Origin of the sequence: Clostridium sp. AF35-15, from assembly GCF_003477745.1 — a bacterium.
Classification (GTDB): domain Bacteria; phylum Bacillota; class Clostridia; order Lachnospirales; family Lachnospiraceae; genus Otoolea; species Otoolea fessa.
In genome coordinates this window covers 18,849-41,696 of the sequence record NZ_QUDY01000007.1, presented here as the reverse complement: position 1 = coordinate 41,696, position 22,848 = coordinate 18,849, and the positions used below count along the sequence as shown (strand labels likewise).

General features: G+C 47.4%; 19 protein-coding genes. 5 read left to right on the top strand and 14 right to left on the bottom strand.

What is annotated here, in order from left to right; genetic code table 11:
• Window positions 1–32 precede the first annotated feature (32 nt).
• Window positions 33–1,220: an amidohydrolase family protein gene (locus DWZ76_RS09485; protein ID WP_107001821.1), complete on the bottom strand. Its 1,188-nt coding sequence runs from the start codon at window positions 1,218–1,220 to the stop codon at window positions 33–35.
• Window positions 1,221–1,424: 204 nt separating this feature from the next.
• Here DWZ76_RS09485 and DWZ76_RS09480 point away from each other — a divergent pair, with 204 nt between their 5' ends.
• Window positions 1,425–2,978, top strand: a complete 1,554-nt coding sequence (locus DWZ76_RS09480; RefSeq protein ID WP_118472519.1) for a helix-turn-helix domain-containing protein — start codon at window positions 1,425–1,427, stop codon at window positions 2,976–2,978.
• 486 nt (window positions 2,979–3,464) lie between these two features.
• Window positions 3,465–4,610 carry a Fic family protein gene (locus tag DWZ76_RS09475; protein WP_118472518.1) on the top strand — a complete coding sequence of 382 codons (1,146 nt, stop codon included), beginning with the start codon at window positions 3,465–3,467 and terminating at the stop codon, window positions 4,608–4,610.
• A gap of 229 nt (window positions 4,611–4,839) precedes the next feature.
• Here DWZ76_RS09475 and DWZ76_RS09470 read toward each other — a convergent pair whose 3' ends face one another.
• Entirely contained in the window at window positions 4,840–6,801 is a 1,962-nt protein-coding gene (locus DWZ76_RS09470; protein ID WP_118472517.1) for an aconitate hydratase, read from the bottom strand.
• 411 nt (window positions 6,802–7,212) lie between these two features.
• On the opposite strand from DWZ76_RS09470, the gene DWZ76_RS09465 reads away from it, so the two are divergent.
• Window positions 7,213–8,097, top strand: coding sequence for a gamma-glutamyl-gamma-aminobutyrate hydrolase family protein (locus DWZ76_RS09465; RefSeq protein WP_182431307.1), 885 nt, complete (start codon window positions 7,213–7,215; stop codon window positions 8,095–8,097).
• Window positions 8,098–8,418: 321 nt separating this feature from the next.
• On the opposite strand, the gene DWZ76_RS09460 is transcribed toward DWZ76_RS09465, so the two are convergent.
• From DWZ76_RS09460 to DWZ76_RS09445, 4 genes are all read right to left on the bottom strand, one after another.
• Window positions 8,419–10,104 (bottom strand): glycosyl hydrolase family 18 protein, encoded by a 1,686-nt coding sequence (locus DWZ76_RS09460; protein WP_118472515.1) that lies wholly within the window; start codon window positions 10,102–10,104, stop codon window positions 8,419–8,421.
• Window positions 10,105–10,365: 261 nt separating this feature from the next.
• The gene (locus tag DWZ76_RS09455; RefSeq protein WP_022358865.1) at window positions 10,366–10,620 is read right to left on the bottom strand and encodes a hypothetical protein; all 255 of its coding nucleotides are present in this window, start codon (window positions 10,618–10,620) and stop codon (window positions 10,366–10,368) included.
• Between the two features lie 91 nt (window positions 10,621–10,711).
• Window positions 10,712–11,329, bottom strand: a complete 618-nt coding sequence (locus tag DWZ76_RS09450; protein WP_118482014.1) for a hypothetical protein — start codon at window positions 11,327–11,329, stop codon at window positions 10,712–10,714.
• 72 nt (window positions 11,330–11,401) lie between these two features.
• Window positions 11,402–12,823 carry a serine/threonine-protein kinase gene (locus DWZ76_RS09445; protein ID WP_118472514.1) on the bottom strand — a complete coding sequence of 474 codons (1,422 nt, stop codon included), beginning with the start codon at window positions 12,821–12,823 and terminating at the stop codon, window positions 11,402–11,404.
• A gap of 323 nt (window positions 12,824–13,146) precedes the next feature.
• Between DWZ76_RS09445 and DWZ76_RS09440 the strand changes: the two genes are divergently transcribed.
• Both DWZ76_RS09440 and DWZ76_RS09435 read left to right on the top strand, forming a co-directional pair.
• Entirely contained in the window at window positions 13,147–13,896 is a 750-nt protein-coding gene (locus DWZ76_RS09440; RefSeq protein ID WP_107001812.1) for an adaptor protein MecA, read from the top strand.
• Between the two features lie 139 nt (window positions 13,897–14,035).
• A complete protein-coding gene (locus tag DWZ76_RS09435) occupies window positions 14,036–14,206 on the top strand; it encodes a 4Fe-4S binding protein (protein ID WP_107001811.1) in 171 nt (56 codons plus the stop codon).
• Window positions 14,207–14,289: 83 nt separating this feature from the next.
• Here the strand turns inward: DWZ76_RS09435 and DWZ76_RS09430 are convergent, their stop codons facing one another.
• The 8 genes from DWZ76_RS09430 to bioB form a co-directional block, all read right to left on the bottom strand.
• Window positions 14,290–15,012, bottom strand: coding sequence for a helix-turn-helix domain-containing protein (locus DWZ76_RS09430; RefSeq protein ID WP_107001810.1), 723 nt, complete (start codon window positions 15,010–15,012; stop codon window positions 14,290–14,292).
• Between the two features lie 207 nt (window positions 15,013–15,219).
• Window positions 15,220–15,711 (bottom strand): GNAT family N-acetyltransferase, encoded by a 492-nt coding sequence (locus DWZ76_RS09425; protein ID WP_118472513.1) that lies wholly within the window; start codon window positions 15,709–15,711, stop codon window positions 15,220–15,222.
• Window positions 15,712–15,749: 38 nt separating this feature from the next.
• A complete protein-coding gene (dnaB, locus tag DWZ76_RS09420; RefSeq protein ID WP_022358873.1) occupies window positions 15,750–17,081 on the bottom strand; it encodes a replicative DNA helicase in 1,332 nt (443 codons plus the stop codon).
• Between the two features lie 16 nt (window positions 17,082–17,097).
• Window positions 17,098–17,544, bottom strand: a complete 447-nt coding sequence (gene rplI / locus DWZ76_RS09415; RefSeq protein WP_022358874.1) for a 50S ribosomal protein L9 — start codon at window positions 17,542–17,544, stop codon at window positions 17,098–17,100.
• A 2-nt stretch (window positions 17,545–17,546) separates the two neighbouring features.
• The gene (locus tag DWZ76_RS09410; RefSeq protein ID WP_118472512.1) at window positions 17,547–19,595 is read right to left on the bottom strand and encodes a DHH family phosphoesterase; all 2,049 of its coding nucleotides are present in this window, start codon (window positions 19,593–19,595) and stop codon (window positions 17,547–17,549) included.
• Window positions 19,596–20,065: 470 nt separating this feature from the next.
• On the bottom strand, window positions 20,066–20,680 hold the full coding sequence (locus DWZ76_RS09405; RefSeq protein WP_107001807.1) for a cytidylate kinase-like family protein: 615 nt from the start codon (window positions 20,678–20,680) through the stop codon (window positions 20,066–20,068).
• A gap of 319 nt (window positions 20,681–20,999) precedes the next feature.
• Complete coding sequence (locus tag DWZ76_RS09400) at window positions 21,000–21,575, bottom strand: biotin transporter BioY (RefSeq protein ID WP_107001806.1); 576 nt, start codon at window positions 21,573–21,575, stop codon at window positions 21,000–21,002.
• Between the two features lie 18 nt (window positions 21,576–21,593).
• Window positions 21,594–22,547, bottom strand: a complete 954-nt coding sequence (bioB, locus tag DWZ76_RS09395) for a biotin synthase BioB (RefSeq protein ID WP_118472511.1) — start codon at window positions 22,545–22,547, stop codon at window positions 21,594–21,596.
• Window positions 22,548–22,848 lie beyond the last annotated feature (301 nt).

Here is a 22,848-nt window from a genome sequence, read left to right as displayed (position 1 = left end):
CCTCCTTTAATGTCAATATCATTTTCCATATTCTATACTAAAAGACCTTCTTTATATACCGCCGATAAATGTTCTGTAAACGCATGTAAATCTACCAATGGATTGGCATCCAGAACTACAATGTCTGCAATTTTTCCTTCTTCTAAAACACCTCTGTCTTTCACCCCTAGTTCCTCCGCTGCAGCCAAAGTTGCACAGCGAATCACCTGAGCAGCTGACATTCCATTTTCCTGCATTGCAACTAATTCTTTAAATATGGATGGGTGCGGGCCGAAATTCGGAGAACCTGCATCACTTCCCGCAACAATCTTCGTACCGATTTTCATGGCTGCTGAAAAAGCCTTTTTTTGATTTTCCTCAACAGCTGATGCCTTCTCTACGATAACATCTGCGATCATTCCTTTTCCTCGAGCCAGTTCTTTATATACCTGCAGAGTCGGAACCCACACCTGCCCATTTTCTTTCATCTTATGAAGAAGTTCTTCATCTAATGCACCTCCGTGCTCAATTGTATCAATTCCGGCATCAATACATTTTGAAATAGCATCTCGTGAAAGCGCATGTGCTGCGACCTTCATATTTAGACGGTGTGCTTCATATGTAATCGCCTTCAACTCATCCGGTGAATACATACATGGACCTACATCTTCCAATCCAGCTGCGCCTCCACTCGCCATGATCTTAATCCAATGAAGTGGTGGAATGCTCATCTCGATATTATAACCTTTCAAACGTTTAATTTTATCAATCAACTGCTCCTTTGTATTCGCAATATAGCCAATCATCGGACAATGTCCATAGGAACCTTGAATTGCACTTCCCGCCGGAACAATATGACTTCCTTTAATCAGTCCAATATTCACAGCTCTTGCCAGAGGAATCGAGCAATCATCATTACAGCCCAAATCGCGTACAGTCGTTACCCCGTTCTTTAAGGATTTTTCCGCCGAAGAAACACCTTTGGCAAAATTTAAATAGTTTCCATCCCGTACAGTCTCATACATGGGGTCCTTGGCTGTTCCTTCCCATACAAGATGCACATGAGCGTCCATAATACCTGGAATCAGATATTTTCCACTGCAGTCCACCTTCTTTGCTTCAGTCGGCGCCTTTTCCTGAACTGATGCAATTTGCTTACCAGTAATTTTTAAATCTGCCTTGATAAATTTTCCTGTTCTTACATCCAGAATTTTACCATTAACCAAATAGAATTCTTCCATACTTCCAACTCCTTCCTGATTTTTCAATCAATGTTGAATATAAATATCCGTAGCCAAAATCAAAATAATGTAATAAAATGAGGATTAAGAATAATTATTTTGATGAACAGATTATAAAAAAAATATAAACTGATTACTTCGTATATCTGATACAATATCAAAAAAACATCTTGTGCAGAATGCACAAGTAGAAAGGAGTCCCTTATGCTATCATTCCTATCATTCATGCAAAAGCTTTCTGCTTATCACGCTTTAAAAAAAGAAAGCATCCGCTACCCGGATTCCCCAATTTTTCACGTTCAAAACAACCTCCCTGTAAGAGAAACATTTACAGAAGCTACCGCATATATTATTCATTCTGATGATTGCCTTCAAATCCCCAAAGACAACCAAAATATACTTTGGATCATTTTGCCGAACGGCACAGATGACACAGAAATCCCTGATTGGATCGAAAACTATGTTATGCTGGCTGAACCTACCATTCAAACTGAGCTTACATTCCAGCTGCAGCATATACTAAAAGTAGAGCGACGAATCGAAGAAGCTCATTACAAACTCAGCCAATGCCTGATAAACCGTAAAGATGTGAATACCATCCTATCTACAGGTGCAGAACTTCTCGAAAACCCCTTATTTTTATCGGATACATCCACCCGTGTTCTTCACTGGTCTGATCTGAACGAACTAAAGAAAGTTGATGACGAACTAATTCAATGCATCATCAAACACAATTTTGTAACCTCCGATCTATTCGAAAAATATGACTATAAAACACTTCTCCCCAATATCGAACAAACCGAACATGCCTTTATTGAACATTCTAATTACCAGAAGAAAAAAGAACGTCTGATTGTAAAAATTGTTATTGAGCACCGATATTTTGGTTGGATCGTAGTGATTCCACAGAAACGTCCCTTTGAAGACGGCGATTGTCAAATACTAGATATTTTGGCAAACGTCCTATCGTTAGAATTAGAGCGAAATAAAATAGGCTTTGCACTCAGTTATCGTGAAAATCTTCTATTTGAACTTATTTCTGGACGCATCCGCAATCAGGAAGAATTTAATTTACGGGCAAAAGGATTTGGCTGGATTCCGGGAGAACACTTCTATACCATGGCTATTGGCTTCCGGGATGCGTACCAATCGGACAATCAAGAACGTTCCATCACTGCTTACAAAAATCATCTTGGTATGATTTATCCAACCTATAAAGCAGTCTGTATCGGCAATATCTTATATCTGCTTCTTGAAACCGAAGATCTGGAATCAGTTGCCAATAACTTGGATAACTTCTTTCAAACTTATCATCTGGCCGCTGGTTGCAGTCACCATTTTTCAAATATCATTGAATTTAGTGCATCTGTAGAACAATCCTTAGAGATTCTACGAATTGGAATGAAACAGAATCCAAGGCAGAATATCTATCGATTTCAGGAATACAATATGCCTTACCTGGTTTCCACTTTGAAAAAATATAGTCAGCCGAACTATTTCTGCCTTCCAGAAATACTCAGATTACAGGCCTATGATCAAGAATTCGGAACCGATTATTTAGATACATTACAAACCTACCTCTTCTTCCGCAATGTAATAACTGCAGCAAATCATCTTCACATTCACAGGAACACTATGAATTACAGAATCCAAAAAATCATTGAAATTACGGGGTTAAAGCTTACCGAAGGCGAGGATTTGTATAAAATATGGCTTAGCTGCCTCATTCTTGGTGTTAATGGGTTCTGCCCCCATTAACTTTGAATCACTTTTTCTTTACCATGCAGCGTTTCTTAAAGAATGAAATACCATGCAAAGAATCTGACCAACGCCCCCACTGTGTATCACACACAGCGAGGGCTTTTTTTGCACTCCAGGAGTTCATTTTATTTCCGTCATAAACTATACACTTCCACCATAAGCCGTATCCCAACTTTCAGACCTTCCTGCTCCTGCTTCAGCTTCTTCCGGTCTCCACCGGGCTTTCTGACTTTATATGCTCTTTTCTCTCCCATAATTATTCGTGCAGCTCCAGCGGCAATCCGTCCGGGTCAAGGCAAAATCAAAATATAAAATTCTAAACTTGAAATTTCCAAGGTAATTTTGCTTGAGTAATTTCACAAAAAGCCGTTTTTCTGAAATTTCTTCTGTTCTTTATTTTCACAATAAGTTGATTTCTTGAAATTTCTATGCTAAAATAGCCTCAAAAATTTCAATTTCCATTTTTCGGAGGAAAAAACAATTATGACAAACCGAGCAGGAACACTCGTGAGTAATCTGTCAGGCGAAATGGCGTATGAATCCTTTCGACCAGCTCCGCTTCCACCAAATCCTCCTATTGAGGTATCTGGTGAACTTCTCACGAAACTTATTGATGCAAACAAGAAAATAGCAACACTTGAAGGGCTTTCCTCCCGTATACCAAACATGGGACTTTTTGTTTCCATGTATGTCCGTAAAGAAGCCCTTCTTTCCTCACAGATTGAAGGTACACAGTGCACCCTTGAGGATATCTTGAATCCTCTGATTGAAGACAACACCAATCGAGATGTTTCCGATGTTGTTAACTATATCCGTGCGACTGAGTTTGCGCTTGAGCGGCTGAAAACACTACCTCTGTGCAATCGTCTAATTAAAGAAACTCATGCAGTTCTTTTGGAAAGCGCGCGAGGACAGGAAAAGAATCCTGGCGAATTCCGGTATTCACAAAACTGGATTGGCGGTCAGGGAAGTACTCTCAAAAACGCTCGATATATTCCGCCAAATCCTGAAGATATGCTAACAGCCATGTCCGACCTTGAAAAATATATCAATAGTGATGATACTCTTGACCCTTTGATTCAAGCCGCATTAATCCACTATCAATTTGAAACCACTCACCCTTTCCTTGATGGTAATGGACGTGTTGGACGACTTCTCATTACGCTCTTCCTAATGAAAAAAGGCATTCTGTCTACTCCCGCACTCTATATTTCTTATTACCTCAAGATGAACCGTATTGAGTACTATGACCGTATGACTCAGGTGCGACGTACTGGTGATTATGAGCAATGGATTTCTTTTTTCCTTCAGGCTTTTGCAGATTCCGCAGAAGATGCGATTCATACAATTGATTATCTTACTGCATTACACGATAAAAGCACAAAATTATTTGATGCTCTCACAAAGAGACAGCGTACCAGCGTTCTTAAAGTGTTTGCCTATTTGGAATCAAATCCTATTATTGATATTCAGAAAACCTCTACAGCTCTTGACATGTCCTATAATACTGTGTCAAAGGTAGTCTCCATTTTGGTCAATGATGGAATCTTGAAGCAAACAGACAAATCTGGAAAGGCGAAGATATATTCTTATACCGAATACCTCGATATTCTCCGTAAGGACACTTAACGCCTTGACTATCACCGCAAAAAGCGCTCCAAACAATGTCTTTTTCTCAATTTCTTTCACAATCTTCACTCTTATTCTACCACAAGATTACTACAAATGTCTTTCTTCCGTCAAGTCGCACGAAAAAGCGCCTGCACATCCGCACAGGCGCCTTTTCCCAAAATAAATAAGTTGGTGAATAAGTAGTTATTGTATATAAAAATATAATGGAGGCATAATTAATAAATGACTACGCTTCTTTCTCTGCTTCCAGCTGTTTTTTCAGTGTTCTCAGCTGTCCGCCATTTAAGACAACTTCGATTTCCTTATCTGTCAGTTCTAATTTAACCCAGAAGGAAAATCCTTTTGTCTTATCAGTAATCTGCACACGGTGTGCTGCAATCTGCTCCCGCAGGTTATCGATATGAAGCTCATCTGTCTGCTCCAGGCGGTCATAATCAGCTCCATCCTCAAACAACATTGGAATTACGCCATGATTTACCAGGTTTCCCTTATGGATACGGGCAATACTCTTGGCAATGACCGCTTTTACACCCAGATACATGGGATTAATAGCCGCATGCTCACGGGAGGAACCCTGTCCATAGTTTTCACCGCCGATGATGATGCTCTGTCCCATTTCTTTCGCACGGGCTGCAAATTCCGGATCATAGCGGTGATAGCAATACTGGGACATCAGCGGAATATTGGAACGCATGCTGCTGAACTCAGCACTTGCCGGTGTAATATCATCGGTGGATACATTATCACGGGCTTTTAAGCTGATAGGAGCATCCAGTGTCTCCTGCGGCGGCTCCGGAACCGGAAGAAACTTGATATTCGGTCCGCGGACAATCTCCACCTTGGCAGCCTCTTCCGGTGACAGTGGCGGCAGAATCATCGAATCATCAATATCGTACTGATCCGGCTCATGGATGGTATCCAGAATCTTCACATTTTCACCCATAATATCTTCTGCCGTTGCGAAAGTTCCCACAATCGCAGTTGCCGCAGCACTCTCCGGGCTGACAAGGTAAATCTTCGCGGTCGGATTTCCGGCACGTCCCTTGAAATTACGGTTGGAGGTGCGGACTGCCACACCGTCGGTCGCCGGAGTCTGACCGATTGCGCAGCACGGACCACAGGCAATCTCCAAAAGACGGACACCTGCATCCAGAAGCATCTCCACATATCCATCGCGCATCAGCTGACGGTACACCTGCTTGGAAGAAACCGCACAGGTACAGCTTACATCCTCATTCACATGATGTCCCTTAAATACAAGTGCTGCTTTTGCAATATCGGCATAGCTTGCATTGGTACAGCTTCCGATAAATACCTGCTGTACTCTCTTCTTTTCCGCCTGATGCAGCGGCATAACATTGTCCGGCTGGTGCGGACATGCGATCAACGGCTCTAACTCGCTTAAATTGATATCGATCGTCTCGTCGTACTCGGCGTCCTCATCCGGAAGAAGCTCTGTGTATGCTTCCGGACGTCCCTGTGCAGCCAGAAATCTCTTTACCTGTGCATCTGCCGGGAAAATGGAAGTGGTCGCGCCCATTTCCGCACCCATGTTTGCGATAGTCGCACGTGCCGGAATCTCCATCTCGGCAACTGCCGGTCCCACGTACTCATATACATTTCCCAGACCGCCCTTGATGGTCACGCGGCGAAGCATTTCCAGGATAACTTCCTTCGAGTTGCAGCCCGGTCTTAATTTACCGGTCAGGTTGACACGGACGACTCTCGGCATCGTCAGACGCATCGGAACACCCGTCATCGCCGTTGCTACATCCATGCCGCCGACACCGATACACAGCATACCGATCGCGCCGCCATGCGGTGTGTGACTGTCTCCGCCCATCGATACCTTGCCTGGCACACCAAAACGGGATACATGAACGGTATGGCAGATGCCGTTGCCCGGTCTGGACACATACACGCCGAATTTCTTTGCTGCGGACTGCAAATAAATGTGGTCGTCCGGCGTCTTATTATCTACATATAATAAATTGTGATCGAGGTAGCTGACGCTGCACTCCGTGCGGACACGGTCCAGCCCGATCGCCTCGAATGCCAGATAAGTCATAACGGCATTGATATCGTGTGTCAATGTCTGATCCACCTTGATAAAAATTTCTTTGCCCGGCGTCATATCGCCCGATACGAAATGTGACTCAATAATCTTTCTGGTAAGTGATTTCCCCATGTTTTGATTTCCTCCATTTGGTTTGTCATATTCTCTCGGAGTCTTTCCTGCACTCCGCCATCTCTATCAGCCCCGCAGCCCTGACCCGGCTGCCCGTCTGTTTTTTCCGTCCTTATTGTAACGCCTGCCTGCGGGGAAAATCCAATTAAGAAAGGGAATGAAGGTATAACTTTCTGTTATCAGGGCTTTTCCCCGTACTCCTCCCTACTCAATTCTTCGCTTCCATTTACGCCTCCTTATTTTCGCTCATTTTTCGTATATCTACAAAATTATATTATGTATTTTAGGTAGCATTAAAAATTATTTTATTTTATTATGTAATTTTATGTATCTTTTTGTATTTTTATGACTGTTTTATGTTAGAATCCAGCCATGTTTGGGAGGACAATTTGTATTAGGGAGGAAATTCGAATGAGAAAAATTAAAATGATGACCAGTGCAGTGCTTCTTTCTTTATCCCTGGCTTTTTCTTTAACAGCTTGTGGAACAAAGTCTGAACCGGCAGCCGATACAACAGCGGCTGAAGCCGAAGTAACCGAGACAGAAGGCGAAGCAGAGACTGCCGAAGAAGCGGCGAATGACGAAGAAGAGAAAGTCAAAGTCGGCGTTTCATGGAATGCCGACGAAATCGACGAAGATGCACAGTTATATATAGATGCCGTTACCAAAGCTGGCGGCGAAGCAATTTATCTTCCTCAGATCAAAACCGAGGATGACGCGAAAAATGCTCTGGCAGAAATCGATGCTCTGGTTATGACCGGCGGCGAAGATATTGATCCGAGCTACTACGGCGAAGAGCCAAACGAAAAATTAGAGACTGTAAACGAAGTCAGAGATACTTCTGATTCTCTTTTAATCAAGGCAGCTCTCGATGAGGATATCCCGATGCTCTGCACCTGCCGTGGCATGCAGTTCTTAAACGTATTAAGCGGCGGTACCTTATATCAGGATCTTCCGACTCAGAATCCGTCCGATATCGAACATCGCGATCCGGACCGTAAGGTATTCGCAAAACATGAGATTACCGTAGACAAAGATAACATCGTTGCTGCCGCATTTGGCGGAGAAGGCACCTACACTGTAAACTCCTGGCATCATCAGGCAGTCGATCAGTTAGGTGACAACCTGAAAGTCGTTGCTACTGCTCCAGATGGAATCATCGAAGCAATCGTCAGAGAAGATAAAGACTACGTGATGAGCTTACAGTTCCATCCGGAAGCTATGATCGCTGAAGGTGATGACAGTTTTCTTGCTTTCTACACCAACCTGATCGATCAGGCAAAAGAGGCAGAATAATCACATTTCTCCCAGACAAAACAATATTTTTGATGTTTTAATAACCTCCAGGCGGATGAATCAATCTTTCCGCCCGGAGGTTTTTTGTCCAAGACGCTCTTTTTTATAAAGAAGAATGTGCCTTGGCACATTCTCGCGCCGAGCGCGGTCGCTTGCGACAAACTACATCTTCGCGCGAGTGCGCATCATTGGCACGTTAGTGCCTTTTTGTGTAATAGGGGATTCCAAGGAATTTCCTATTACATAAAAAAGCAGAAGCCCCACGCTCCCGCATGAGACTTCCACCCTACTTTGAATCATTGAATCTTAATTAAATTGTCTCTACTCCCAGCCAATCACATCCCAGACGTCGCTGGTTTCCAGCCCCAGCCGCCATCCGGCTACGCCTGCCAGGTCGTATTTCTTGATTAAATCCATCTTGAGTCCCAGAGACCTTGTCTCCTCCATCCAGAGCTGCTGTTCGCCGTTCTGGCTGTCCAGCCTGCCGTAATACTGACCAGCCGAATCATCCCAGGTCAGATCCATGCCGCTCTCCGACACCCATTTTGTCGCCTCGGAGATTCCCATCGCACGGGAGGACGCATTGTCGCCGCTTCCCGTCCAGAGCCTTGTGTAGAACGGAACTGCGTTGATTACCTTTTCCTTCGGAACCAGGAAAAGCATATCTTTAATGCCGTTTTCGACATATCCGATCGAAGAAACAGAACCGGCTTCACCGCCTGCATAGTGCTCATCATAACCCATGATAATCACATAATCTGCGACGTTGCCCTGCTCTTTCTGGTTATAGAAACGGTTATATACCGCCGGAACATAGTTATCGACCGACAGCACCAGCCCTTTCTTGCGGCAGGAAACCGACAGCTCGCGGATAAACTCAATGTAATGGACGCCCGCCGCCGTCTTCAAACTCTCAAAATCCAGATTGATACCGTCAAATCCATAACGATCCGCCTCTGTCATCATATTTTCAATCAGTTTTTCGCGCACAGACGTCCTGGAAAGAAGCACCTCCGCCTGCACGTTCTTGCTGCATTCGCGGCTGAAATTGTCGAGTACCGCCCAGACCTGCAGACCTTTTTCATGCGCCCGATCCACATAGGACTTATCTGCCAGAGATTCATACGCGCCGCTGTTGCTGCTAAGCGTAAACCACGTCGGCGCGATGACATTGACACCTTTCGTCTTTGCAATCAGAGAATCCATCGCCTGGTTTGCCGCCGCGATCGTTACCTGATGCCAGACCATCACAATCTTCTGATCCAGTGAAATATTCTGGTAGACCGGAGCAGTAAAATCACTCTTTAACGTCTCCTCATGCAGATTTTTCATCTTCCACTTGTGCATATATCCAATATGACCGTCCGGTGTCATGACTCTCGCCCAGTTGTCATACTGTTCCAGCACCGTCACTGTCCCGCCGCGCTTTATCTCAGTCACAATCGGGCTTTTCAAGCCGCCTCTTAAGCGGATCTTGGCGCTCCACGCCGCATCTGCCACCGTAACCGGATCCCAGTTATTTTCCACGAAAACCCGCTTCTGTGCCTCACCATCATACGCCTGCAGACGCACATCGGTGTATTGCTGAATCAGAGCCAGTGAAAGATAAACTGCATCGCCATCCCGGTAAAGGATCTTTTTTCCGTCCTCATCCACTGTCGTCTCGTCGCTTTTCACGATCTCCTCCGGCAGGGCGTACACCAGTATTTCCTCATTGGCATCCCAGTAAAAACGTTCATTTAAGTTCGCATCTACCCACGCAGCCGGCAGATATGTCTGACCGTCCACGTAGACCCCGCTCTCCTCCTGACGTTCATAGTTCAGATACAGCGCCACCCGGTCGCTGCCGCCCGCCGCGTACAGAGCATCCAGATCCGCCCTCTCCCGGCTTGGCATATATTTGACCGCTGCAATCACGCCAACGGCTGCCACGATTAAAAACAGCACAAACCCGAAAATCCGTCCCAGACAGCCCGAACGTGCTTTCCTTGATCTTCCTCTTTCCATGTTTTCCTCCGGTGTATGTTAAGGTAATACCATAAGCACTAAGCTCGAAAATACCTCGCTAAGTGCCCTTATTATATCACACCAGCTCCATGGAATGTTGACTTTTTTCTTAACTCCTCTTTCATTTTCCCTGTAATAGGTTACTGTTTACGCATACGTGTCCAGTAACTGTAATAGCACCATCTAAACAGTTCTCACCATTTTCTCCGAAAGAAAAATCCGGCGGACTGTCCAGATACGGACAAAACGGCACCTCTCTTATCACCGGTTGTAAACCCGGTCAAAATGTATCTCTGTCAGCACTCCTGTCTCCGCTCCGACGTAATCAGCCATATAAAACGAGCCGTCCTCCCGGAACTCACACAGCTTCCTGTATTCTTCTGGCCTGCACTCCCTCCCATCAATTAAAATCTGGATTCCTTTGCTTTTATATCGCTGTAATCCCTCGACAAATATTCTCTGCTGTTCCCTACGCCTCCTCTCTGCCTCTTCTTTTTTACTTTTTCTCACTACCATTCCACACCTTCTCCATTCCGCGAAAACAGCCCCTTTTAACTTTTGACCTTTCGGAGATAATCGGTAATTTATAACCCCAGGTCTGCCTCGCTTATCGTAGGAATTTTCCAAAAAAAGTCATGGACTCTCCCGTAACCATCAATGCGTTCTTCTGCAGTGGGATTCGCCGGATCCGGATATCCAGATATTGCTCTGCCATTTTTACAGCTTCCTCTTCTCCAAATGAGACGAAATACTCACACCATTTTTTCCATTTTTGCTTTTCTGCTGCCAATGCCGCAAAATCTGCCAGCTGCCATCCGCTGACCGAACCGACCAGAAAACAGCGGCTGCATCGAAAAAAGGCATCCTGATTCTTCTGTGTCAAGGCTCCGAAGTCGATCACCATCGCCTCCATCCCCCTTTCCGAACAATCGTACCATTCTGCACGTTCAGCCTTTTGATAGAAAAAAATTCCCCTAATTTCAAACGGCTGTCCTGCCCCGTCTATAACCGGTTTTTCCCTTCTTTTTCCCGTCCGGAATATCTTTTCAAGCTGTGCAAATGAGCCGCTCTCATTTTGTTCCAGAACCGCCGTTCGCCGGCACAGAACCCCGGACAGATATGCTGCCGTCATAAGCGAAAAGTGTGTCACCCCAACCGATGGTCCGCTCCCGGCTATCCCGATACATTCCAGGCGTTCTGTCCCGGCCTGCTTTGTGTCTGGCACTGGTTTTTGCCTGAATTTTCGCCCCACTTTTGAGCCTTCGCCCCGTTTTCCGATTCTAATCTGTATTTCCTCCTATTTCCACTGCCACGGGAATCCACCCATAAAGCGCTCCCACCTTCGCCGGATGTTCCGCCAGAGTCCCCCTTCTTTTGCTGCCTGTCTGGTCCCCCGTCCTTTTTTGAGAGCTGCCTCCCGGAAAATCCTTTCAAAAAATTCTGTCTCCTCCGCTGCCTCATTTTCCTGCCCCCGCCTTCCGCCTGCATCGAACGGCGGGGTTAAAAACGGAAGCCGCAGATACCTAAGATGCCGGACCTCCTCCGGAAGATAATCCCGCCCGCATTTTCTGTGATTTAATAAAATCTGGAGTCCCTCTTCTGCTCCCAGAAACCGGATCGCCCGCAGAGAATCTTCTTTCTCCCACGGCTGCAATCCACAGACGAAAAGAATCAAATCATACTCCCCCTCCAGAACCGTCTGGAGCTCGGTTCCGCAGTCATCTAAAATCACTTCAAACACCGGCTGTTCCAGCTGCACCACATCGCTGTATCTAGGTTTCAACGCCAGACCGTCCATGTAATAAATTCCATGTTCATCCGGCGCCAGCCCATACCAGGATGCCAGCCTGCGGACTGCCCCCGTGTCATTCTGCTCCCTGTAAAGGCAGGAAACTCCTTTCTGCCGCAGATATCGGACCGCGCCAAGTGCGGTATGTGTAACCCCGATTCCGCTCCGGCTGCCTGCTGCGGCAATCCTGAGAAGTGGTATATGACGTTCTGCAAATATGCGCGCCTCCAGTTTTTCCAATGCCTCTAACACTTCACGGACACTCTGGCAGCGCTCTTTTTTCTCTATTCTGAGACATCGCCCCATAAGAATGTACAGATCTCCCCGACAGCTTCCCTGTCCTGCTTTTATCTCCCCCTCTGGGGCATGCCCTGTCCCCATATAGTACAGGAGGGCGCCAATGGCATAGATGTCGGTCCTCTCATCCAGAGTCCCTCCCTCGTACTGTTCGGGGGCTGCAAAGCCTTTTGTTCCATAGCAAACAGATCGTTCCTGGCTCAAAGACGCCAATGCCGCCTGATCAAAATCAATCAATTTTAATTGTTCCCGGCAGATTAGAAGATTCCCGGGGTGGAGATCTAAATATAAGATTGGATTTGGTTTGAATGAATGCAGATAATTCATGATCCGGCAAAGCTCAATTCCCAGACGGATAAGCTCTCCCGTTTGCAGACTGCCCGTTCTCTCAATTCGGGCATACAACGACTCACCGCACAGATATTCCTCGATGAGATAATAATAATTTTCGTCAATTTCCAGATCGTAGATGATCGGGATTCCCGGATGGCGCAGCCGCTTCAAAAGCGCTGCTTCCTGAATGAAACCGCTCTCTGTCCGCCTGACACGCTTAATCGCTCTCTCTTCATCAAGCCCCAGATGCCTGGCTAAAAAAACAGTTCCGCTCCGACCGCGTCCGATCACACGTTCCAGCTGGTATTTTCCAAATAGAACGGCTGCTTCCGTACCGCGCCTCCTTTCGGTCTATACCACCTCTCAAGATTCATTGTATACGATCCCCTCGGTTCCCGCAACCGTTTTTAGAAAGATTTTATGCTTTTTTTTCATATTCAAATTGCCAAGTGATTATATTATATAGTATGATGAATACCAAGGTTCCAAAGTCCAAAACATGAGTAAGCAGCCTTTTTCCGCAGAAAAATGAGCGGCTTACGAATGTCTTGCAAAATTGCGGAAGTGCGAAGCACGAAGCATTCGGTATCTTAACCACCCAAAAGACAAGGAAGTGAAAATCCATGAAAATAGAACGCATCAACGAAAACCAGATCCGCTGCACCCTGACAAGCAGCGATCTGAGCGCCCGCAACTTAAATCTGGGCGAACTCGCCTATGGCACGGAAAAGGCGAAAAAACTGTTCCATGAAATGATCCAGAAGGCATCGAATGAAGTCGGCTTCGAGGCGGACGATATTCCTCTGATGGTGGAAGCAATTCCGCTCTCCAGTGAGAGCATCATGCTGATCATTACCAAGATCGAGGACCCGGAAGAGCTGGACACCCGCTTTTCACGCTTTTCCCCGGGAAACGAGGACGAGCCTCTGACAGCGCTTGCCAACGAGCTTTTAGAGGGCGCGGACGGGCTTTTAAGCCTATTTACTGACAATGGCAAAAATACCGCCGCAAGCCCGCTGACCGGTTCGGACGCGCCTTCCACTGAAAATGCAGAGCCAGGTTCCAAACTGCCGGCAGCGCGTATTTTTACTTTCGGCTCCCTCGACGAGGTCTGCCGGGCAGCGCGCATCGCAGCTCCAGTCTGCGAAACACCGAACACGCTTTATAAACACCCGTCCGATGGTCGTTACTACCTTGTTGTCCGCCAGACAGCCGACAGCACCGACGCATTCAACCGCCTGTGCAATCTCCTGTCCGAGTACAGCGAACCATTAAAGACTGCCGCTGCCCCGAATGCATTTGAGGCATACTATGAGGAGCATTATGAGACGATCGTCCGGGAGCACGCGCTCTCAACGCTCTCGACCCTGTAGGAATACTGACTTCCAGAAAAATCGGTTTTTTCCATTGCTTTTATTTTAGAACATGAAAACCATCAATTTCTCCTTGAATATTTCGCATTTTTAGTATAGAATATAGCCAAACGCATAAATATAAAAGGAGGATTTTATCATGGCATTTGTAATTACTGATTCTTGTGTAAGTTGTGGTTCCTGTGCTGGCGAATGTCCAGTTGGAGCAATCTCTCAGGGAGATGGCAAATACGATATCGACGCTAACAGCTGCATCGACTGCGGTACATGTGCAGGCGTATGTCCGACCGGCGCTATCGAGCAGGGCTAATTAAACACAAACAAAAACGAAATATCTACATAAAAAAGCCTGTCGTTTCCGACAGGTTTTTTTATGCCCTTTTGCAGAACTTATCACATCTTATTCCCATTCCGTCCAAATTTCTTTTTCTTTACACGGGACCGGAAAAATGGAAACCGCCCTGGCGCAGCCGCTGCTGCTTCCGCTCGCCCCTGGTTTTCCCGCTGATACGCGCGGATGACCTCGTCGAGGCGCTTGAAGCGCTCTTCCTCCCGCTCATCAGAGACCCGCATCAGGTATTCCAGCTCCTTCATCAATTTATCATGCACCAGATAGCTAACATCCTGGCTCAGTTTTTCACTGTTTTCCTCGATCGCGCGCCCGATGACCTGGTTCATGATCTCCTGAAACTGGCGCATTTTCTCCCCCGCCAGAGGCTGGGAAACCTCTGCCTGCGGCAGTTCTGTTTCCTTGTTTTCTACCTCTGTATTTTTTTTCATTTCCATATTTTCCTGCCTGCTCATGTTACGCTCTCCTGTTCCCGTTTCCCGGAAAACCGCCTGTGCCTGCGCTTCCAAAAGCGCTTCCGGTTCTGTTTTCTGATTTTCTTCCACTTTTCCGAGGATTCCCCGTATGGCTTTCAACTGGTACCCCTGTTCCTTCAACTGCTTGATCTGACGGAACAGCTGGATATGAAACTCCGTATAGTACCGATGCCCCAGTTCATTTCTCGGAATCGGAAGCCCCAGCTCGTCCTCCCAGTACCGGAGCACGTGAGCCTCCACCTGCACCTGTCTGGAAGCATCCGAAATCAGGTAATGCTTGTTCTTATTCATTCTGCTTGTCCTCCCCGGTACCTTACTACTACTATATGCGGGGTTCAAACTAAATATGAATAGCATTTACATAAAAAACCAGTTCCGGAACTCCTTCTCCATCGATCGGAACGATTACCATATCGTAGCTAAATGCCATCTCGCTGACGGTAGAAGGCGAATGAATGACATAAATAAAAAGAGGGGATTAAATTTCCCCTCTCCATTCTATAGCTTCTTCTCAAAGCACCAGTAATCATGCCCCTGCAGCACATACTCGCCAACCTTTACAAATGTCAGCTTCTGGTACGAACGCAGTGCTTTCACGTTGTCCTTTGCCACCAGCATATGGGCGCTCCTGCAGCCGCGCTTTTTAAGCTCCTCCATCGCACCTGCCAGAAGCTCCCGCGCGATCCCGCGGTTCTGATACTTCTCCGCCACACCCAGTCTGGAAATCTCCGCCGACGGCTGCAGCTCCTTTGACCAGCACGGAATTGACTCTACCTCCGGATCATCATCGATCGAAACCACCCCCGCGATCTCTCCTGACGCATCATCCCGGATGCAGAACAGCGAATTTCTTGAAACATCCGACTGCAGCTCCGGCTCCCCCGGATAGGCATCCGTCCACGCGCAGAACTCCGTTCCCGCTAACGCGCGATAAAAATGGCGAACTGTATCTAAATCCGCCACATCTGATTTCTGTATTAATTCAAGCATCTTCCATTCCTTTTCTCCAGTCCCGTCCCCCAGCGACCCTATTTCGCCAAATTCGCAAACTTCGTCAGCTCCGGTCTCCACATCAGCTGCACCGTTCCTATCGGACCATTACGCTGTTTGGCAATGATTACCTCCGCGATATTCGGCGTATCCGTATCCTTGTTGTAATAATCATCACGGTACAAAAACATAACCACATCGGCATCCTGCTCAATCGCACCAGACTCACGCAGATCCGAAAGCATCGGGCGATGGTCCGGACGTGTCTCGCAGGCACGGGAAAGCTGCGACAGGGAGATAACCGGCGCATTCAGCTCTCGCGCCAGCGCCTTTAGTGAACGGGAAATCTCCGAAATCTCCTGCTGGCGGTTCTCTCCGCTCTTTCCGCTGCCGCTCATCAGCTGTAAATAGTCGATAATGACAAGGCTTAAACCGTACTCCAGCTTCACCTTGCGGCATTTCGAGCGCAGCTCCGAGATCGAGATACCCGGCGTATCATCGATGATCAGCTTGGAACTTCCGATCGTACCGATGCCTTCCACGACGGCATCCCAGTCGGAATCCGTCAGCGTACCGGTACGCAGCTTCTGGGAATCGACATTCGACTCCATCGACAGCATACGGTTGACCAGCTGTTCCTTCGACATTTCCAGGCTGAATACCATGCACGGAAGCCCTTTTTTGACCGCCACATGCTCGACGACATTCAGAACAAACGCCGTCTTACCCATCGAAGGACGCGCCGCAATCAAAATAAAATCGGACGGCTGGAATCCCGACGTCCGGTAATCCAGATCGATAAATCCGGTCGGAATACCCGTGACGGTGCTGTTGCTCTTCGACGCCGCCTCAATCTTTTCCAGAACATTCAACGCCACCTGGCGGATCGGCACAAACTCTCCGCCTCCGCGGCTCTGAAGCAGGTCAAACACCGATTTCTCCGTGTGCGCCAGAATATCCTCCAGCTTGTCCCTTCCGCCGTAACAGAGGTTTTCAATCTCCTCATTCACTTTTATCAAACGGCGCAGGACTGCCTTTTCCCGCACGATATTGGCATACGATTTGACATTGACCGAGGTCGGCACAGATGTCATGATATCCCGGACAAAGTCCAGGCTGCTGACCTCCGGCGGAACATCTTTTTCGCGCAGCCGATTTTGAAGCGTCACCAGATCGACCGGCTTTCCTTCATTGAAAAGCTCGACCATCGACTCAAACATGACGCCGTACTGGTGCTGGTAAAAATCGGCGCCTGTGATAATCTCAGACGCCGCGATAATTGCTTCCCGATCCATAAGCATGGATCCGATGACTGACTGTTCCGCCTCTACACTGTGCGGGAGAACCCGCTTTATCAGGGCTTCATCCATGATTCAGTCCTCCATATTAAGCTTCTACAACCTTTACTGCCAGTTTTCCGGTTACTTCTTTGTGAAGCTTGATCGGAACTTCGTGTGTGCCAAAGGTCTTAATCGGCTCCGGCAGAACCAGTTTCTTCTTGTCAATATCCAGATTTAACTGATCTTTGATCGCCTTTGCAATCTCCTTGGAAGAAACAGAGCCGAATGCTTTTCCGCCCTCGCCTGCCTTGATGGACAGGGTGATGGACTTATCCTCCAGATGTTTTGCCAGATCCTTCGCTGCTGCCAGGTGCTCTGCCGCGATCTTCGCCTCATTTGCCTTCTGCAGCTTCAGATCATTTAAGTTCTTCGGTGTTGCCTCGATTCCCAGTTTCTTTGTCAGAATAAAGTTGCGTCCATAGCCGTCGCTTACCTTTACAATCTGACCTTTTTTGCCAAGTGCCTTTACATCCTCTAATAATACAACTTCCATCGTTATATTTCTCCTTTCTCCATCATATCCGTAATGAGATCTTTTAATTTCTCTCTGGCTTCATCGATCGTCACACCCTTAAGCTGTGCGCCCGCAATCGTGCGGTGTCCGCCGCCGCCTAAGCGCTCCATGATAATCTGCACGTTGATCTCATCGATCGAACGCGCACTGAAATAGATCGTGTCACCCATCTGCGTCAGGATAAATGACGCCTTGATGCCTACAATATCCAGAAGCTCATTTGCCGCCTGCGCGCCGACCACGGTCGGACTTTCAAGCCCCTCGGACGGACACACGGAAATCGCAAACGCGCCGTGATAAATCTCTGCTTTCTGGATCGCCTCGGCTCTTGCCCGGTAGTCCTCCAGCCGGTCGCGGAACAACTTTCTCACACGCACGACATCCGCGCCATTTCTACGCAGGAACGCCGCTGCCTCGAAGGTGCGGACACCTGCCTGGTTCATGAAATTGTTTGTGTCAATCACGATACCGGCATACATCGCATCTGCCTCCGCCGGCTTGATCTTGATGCCGTCGTCGCCGATATACTGCAATACCTCGGCTACCATCTCACACGCCGAAGATGCATACGGCTCGACATAAGATAACACTGCATTATCAATGATCTCGCTGCTCTGGCGGTGATGGTCAAGCACCACGATCGTTTTGATCTGCTTGAGCAATTCCGGTGCCTCCGTGATACTCGGGCGGTTGACATCAACCACAACTAACATCGTGTTGGAATCCGCCCACTCTGCCGCTTCCTCGCCGGTTAAGAACAGATCCTCCGGGTAATCAGAGCTGTTTTCAAACCGCGCCATCATCGGTTTCACGGAAGAATTGACCCCATTGATGACGATCCGCGCCTTTTTATTAAAAGAGGTCGCAATCCGCCAGATACCAATCGCCGCGCCAAAGGAATCCGTATCGCCGATCTTGTGTCCCATGATCAGCATCTTATCCTTCGTATCCATCAGCTCGCGCATCGCATGCGCTTTGACACGTGCCTTGACACGGGTCGTTTTTTCCAGCTGCTGCGATTTGCCGCCGTAGTAGCGGATCTTCGTGCCATCCTTGACGACCGCCTGATCGCCGCCGCGTCCCAGCGCCATATCAATCGCCGTTCTCGCATACTCATAGTTGCGAATGTAGCTGTCGCCGTTCATACCCATACCGATACTCAGCGTGACAGCCATATCATTTCCGATATTAACCGTCTTGACATCCTCCAGGATCGAAAAGCGGCTCTCCTGAATCTCTTTCGTGTACTGCTGCTTGATCACAAACAGATACTTGTCATTTTCCAGCTTCTTGACGATACCTTCCATCGCCATAAAATACTTCGTAATTTTCCGGTCAATCAGGGCAACCAGCAGGGAACGGCGTACCTCCTCGACACTCTCCAGCGCCTCGTCGTAGTTGTCGAGATAAATAAGTCCCGCCACCAGACGCTGGTTGTTGATCTGCTGCTTGCAGCGCAGAATCTCCGTCTCATCGCAGAGATACAGCACTAAAAGCATCTCACCGCTGTCCTCGTCCACCGCGCCAAGCTTCATACCTTCCGTCTCGCTCAGCGCCACCTGCTGGATATCGATCCGGTAAAATCTGCCGTCAAATGAAGAATGAACGCTCGTTTTTTCGTCCATCTCATCCAAAAATTCCCGCGTCAGTTCCGGAAAGACCGCCGCGATATTCTTACGGCAGTTTTTATCTTCCCCGACGATCTCCGAAAAGGAGTGGTTCAACCAGAGGAAATGTCCCTCTGTGTCCGCGATGGCATACGGCACCGCCATCTCATAGAGGAGCTGTTTCTGCACCCACGCATACTCCGCCGAAAACTCCACCAGTCCGCCCATCAGACGTTTTCTCCGGTATATGAACAGCCAGAGTGCCACCAGCACATATATAACCGTAAATCCGGACATCACAAGACCGGCAGCCGGGCTCACAATCCCAACTGCCAGGTTCGCCGCCAACAGGAATACCGACAGTATGATCGGCCACTGCAGATACGTCCGCAGCTGACCTCGTATTTTCATATTTTCTTTCATCTCATTCTCCCGTGCATACAATGTTGCTGTCCATGTGCCGGTTTTCAAAATACCTGCCATGAGCAGTAACGATAAAGCAACCAAAATGACTTGATGCCCCTTATTATAGCATAGTGAGGGGGATTCGTCCAGACAATCCCCCATTGACAAACCAGAGCCGCCGTGCTAGTTATTGTGCACGCATACGTGCCCAGTAACCTGCGCTCGTATATCTTTTACAAAATGCTTTATATGCTTTAGTCTCGGCTATAAAGTTGGTCGAGCTAGTAATAAGACACAAAAATAACCGCCCCGGTCCTGCAAACTTGAGCGGTTATTTTTAACTTATCATTTAAGGGTCCAACCGTCTATCGGTGAGATCCTTTATATATAGATAACATAACTACAAAAAATTTCAATCATCTTCTTTGCATCTGTTATCTTAGATATCCTCATATCGACTGCATGAAACTATAAATGCCACTCTTCTTTTACTTCACCGCCTGGCAAATCAACTCCACGCACTTCTCAATTCCCAAATCTCCGCTGTTCAGCATCAGATCATAGTTTTCTCTGTCGCCCCAGCGCTGATTCGTATAGTTTTCATAGTAGATCCGGCGGCGTTTGTCGGTCTGGTGCATAAATTCATCAATATGCTCTTCCAGATCCCCGTACTCATCAATCGCGCGGCGAAGCCGGATATCACGATCCGCATAAACAAAGACACGCAGTACATCCGGACGGCTTTTCAGAATATAATCAGCACATCTGCCGATGAATACGCAGCTTCCGCGCTTTGCCGCCTCCTCGATCGCCTTCTTCTGCGCCACATAGATCTGCTCTGTCAATGGCAGTTCACTGAGCTTCGGCTCCTTCGGATAGGAAAGTCCATACAAAGTTCCCATCGCGAAATTGTAAAGCAGGCTATTTGTCAAGCGCTGCTCACGATCCGCAATAATTTCCGCTGGAAAACCGATCTCCTTCGCAGCAGCATCGATCAATTCCTTATCATAAAATTCCATTCCCAGTTTTTTAGCGGCTGTCAGACCAATCTGACGACCTCCGCTTCCATATTCACGACTGATAGTGATAATCTTTTTCTCCATACAACTGCCTCCTCCCTGTTCCTCCGGGGACTCCCTCTTTTTCTGTCTTTAGTATAACATATGCCTCAAAATTGTTCAAGTTTAGTCGCATATCCTTCTTATTTTTCTGCATCTTATTCCATATATGTAATTATTTCTGTTTTCTTTTGCTTTTATTTTTCTCTTTTCTTCTTACTTTCTATAAAATTTCAACTAACTTCTTCGTTTCATTCACAAAAAAGATGGGTGAAAGCGTTTTATGTATTCCACTTTCACCCATCTGGCCTTCATTTTAAATTATCATTTTATCTAAACTGTCGTTTTTACAGCCAAACGCTTTTTAGTCTCCTAACCGGTAAATTTCCCGGCGCAGCTTCGGTCCGATCAAAGCTGTGAAAATGATTTTGACTGCATCGCCCGGCAGATACGGGATAACGCCCACACCCAGTCCGGCTACAAAGGTCATGTTAAGCTGACCTGCCAGCCATACCGTTCCGAAAATATAGCAAATTGCCAGTCCCAATACCATGCCTACGATATGCAGGGCTACTTTGCCCGGAAAATGATCTACGAAAAATCCAACAATCAGCGCCATCAGGATAAATCCGACGAGATAGCCGCCGGTCGGTCCTGCCAGTTTACCGACTCCTGCCGTAAATCCGGAAAATACCGGAATGCCCACCATGCCAAGCAGCATATAAATCAGGTAACTGATCGTGCAAGCTTTCATTCCCAGCACATATGCCGCCAGATAAATAGCAAGATTTGTAAAGGAAATCGGAACCGGGCTGAATGGAAGCGGAATCGAGAGCGGTCCCAGAATACAGGTTACCGCCGTCATCACGCCAATCAGCGCCATCCGTTTAGTTGTAAAGTAAGGTCTGTGCTCCGCTTCTGCAGAAAGTATTTTACTCATGATATGAATGCTCCTTTTTTATAATGTGAAACCCATCGCCGCCAGCATCTCCTGGTCCTCGCTGATGCGGTTTCCGGAGGTTGTCAGCATATCTCCGGTGATGGCTGCATTCGCGCCGGAGCGGAATGCCCGTTCGCCGGAATGTTCCATTGAATTTCGTCCTGCTGCCAAACGGACCATCGCAGTCGGATTGATATAGCGGAAAATAGCAATCGTCCGCAGGATCTCATCCTCCGAAAGCGCTGCCTGATGTTCCAGCGGCGTGCCCGGAATCGGACGCAGGATATTGAGCGGAATTGACTTGATTCCAAGCTCGCTCAGCGTGATTGCCATGTCGATCCGGTCTTCCCAGGTTTCTCCCATGCCGATGATACCGCCGGAACAAACGGAAAGTCCTGCCGCCTGCGCACGCCGGATGACCTCCAGCTTGTCCTCAAATGTATGTGTGGTACAGATATTCGGGAAATTTCTCCGGGAAGTCTCAATATTAGCATGATACCGTCCCACGCCCGCCTCTTTCAGGCGGTTGAAATCTTCCTGTGACAGAAGTCCGTGGGAGGCGCAGAGCTCTACCTTACATTCCTTCTTCATAGCGCGGTATGCCCGAAGCGCCTTCTCCATCTCCGCTCCCGTCAGCGCACGTCCCGCCGTCACGATGGAGTAACGATGTACCTTCTTCGCCTCATGACGCTTGCAGTCCTCCAGAATCTCCTCTGGCTCCAGAAATGGATATTCTTCCACCTTCGCATGATGACAGGCTGACTGCGCGCAAAACTTGCAGTCCTCGCCGCAGCGTCCGCTTCGTCCATTAATGATAGAACACAGATCCACATGGTTGCCGCAGAGCTCCTTTCGGATTTTATCAGCCCCCGCACAGAGCTCATCCAGATCCTCACTCAATAAAAAGCTTAAATCCTCGCCCCGTTTCAGACGGCGTCCTTTTATAATATCTTCTGCCAGTTGTAAACTCATATCTTCTACTCCTTATCAAAATCAAAACACTTTTTCTCTAGTTATCCTTCGGTCAAATTCAAAAATATCCCATTTTTCTCATTTAGCTAACTTTCGCTATTATAAACCGTTGATTTTTAAATGTCAACATGACAAATTGATATAGTTTACATTCTGGCATCTGCTAAATCCAAAAAACCTGCATTTTTCCAGATATTCTCCAGCTATTTTCCAGACTCATGGCAGCAAAAAAAATGTGCCTTGGCACATCCGGGCGTCTCGCGCGGTCGCTTGCGACAACCTACATCTTCGCACGAGTGCG

Excerpts from the sequence above, each read along its gene's own strand:
- DWZ76_RS09485 (WP_107001821.1), bottom strand. The coding sequence starts at position 1,220 with ATGGAAGAATTCTATTTGGTTAATGGTAAAATTCTGGATGTAAGAACA.
- DWZ76_RS09465 (WP_182431307.1), top strand. The coding sequence starts at position 7,213 with ATGAGAAAAATTAAAATGATGACCAGTGCAGTGCTTCTTTCTTTATCC.
- bioB (WP_118472511.1), bottom strand. The coding sequence starts at position 22,547 with ATGAGTTTACAACTGGCAGAAGATATTATAAAAGGACGCCGTCTGAAA.
- DWZ76_RS09430 (WP_107001810.1), bottom strand. The coding sequence starts at position 15,012 with ATGAATAAGAACAAGCATTACCTGATTTCGGATGCTTCCAGACAGGTG.
- DWZ76_RS09470 (WP_118472517.1), bottom strand. The coding sequence starts at position 6,801 with ATGGGGAAATCACTTACCAGAAAGATTATTGAGTCACATTTCGTATCG.
- DWZ76_RS09405 (WP_107001807.1), bottom strand. The coding sequence starts at position 20,680 with ATGGAGAAAAAGATTATCACTATCAGTCGTGAATATGGAAGCGGAGGT.
- DWZ76_RS09440 (WP_107001812.1), top strand. The coding sequence starts at position 13,147 with ATGAAAATAGAACGCATCAACGAAAACCAGATCCGCTGCACCCTGACA.
- DWZ76_RS09480 (WP_118472519.1), top strand. The coding sequence starts at position 1,425 with ATGCTATCATTCCTATCATTCATGCAAAAGCTTTCTGCTTATCACGCT.
- DWZ76_RS09400 (WP_107001806.1), bottom strand. The coding sequence starts at position 21,575 with ATGAGTAAAATACTTTCTGCAGAAGCGGAGCACAGACCTTACTTTACA.
- dnaB (WP_022358873.1), bottom strand. The coding sequence starts at position 17,081 with ATGGATGAAGCCCTGATAAAGCGGGTTCTCCCGCACAGTGTAGAGGCG.
- DWZ76_RS09455 (WP_022358865.1), bottom strand. The coding sequence starts at position 10,620 with ATGGTAGTGAGAAAAAGTAAAAAAGAAGAGGCAGAGAGGAGGCGTAGG.
- DWZ76_RS09475 (WP_118472518.1), top strand. The coding sequence starts at position 3,465 with ATGACAAACCGAGCAGGAACACTCGTGAGTAATCTGTCAGGCGAAATG.
- DWZ76_RS09460 (WP_118472515.1), bottom strand. The coding sequence starts at position 10,104 with ATGGAAAGAGGAAGATCAAGGAAAGCACGTTCGGGCTGTCTGGGACGG.
- DWZ76_RS09425 (WP_118472513.1), bottom strand. The coding sequence starts at position 15,711 with ATGCTTGAATTAATACAGAAATCAGATGTGGCGGATTTAGATACAGTT.
- DWZ76_RS09435 (WP_107001811.1), top strand. The coding sequence starts at position 14,036 with ATGGCATTTGTAATTACTGATTCTTGTGTAAGTTGTGGTTCCTGTGCT.
- rplI (WP_022358874.1), bottom strand. The coding sequence starts at position 17,544 with ATGGAAGTTGTATTATTAGAGGATGTAAAGGCACTTGGCAAAAAAGGT.
- DWZ76_RS09410 (WP_118472512.1), bottom strand. The coding sequence starts at position 19,595 with ATGAAAGAAAATATGAAAATACGAGGTCAGCTGCGGACGTATCTGCAG.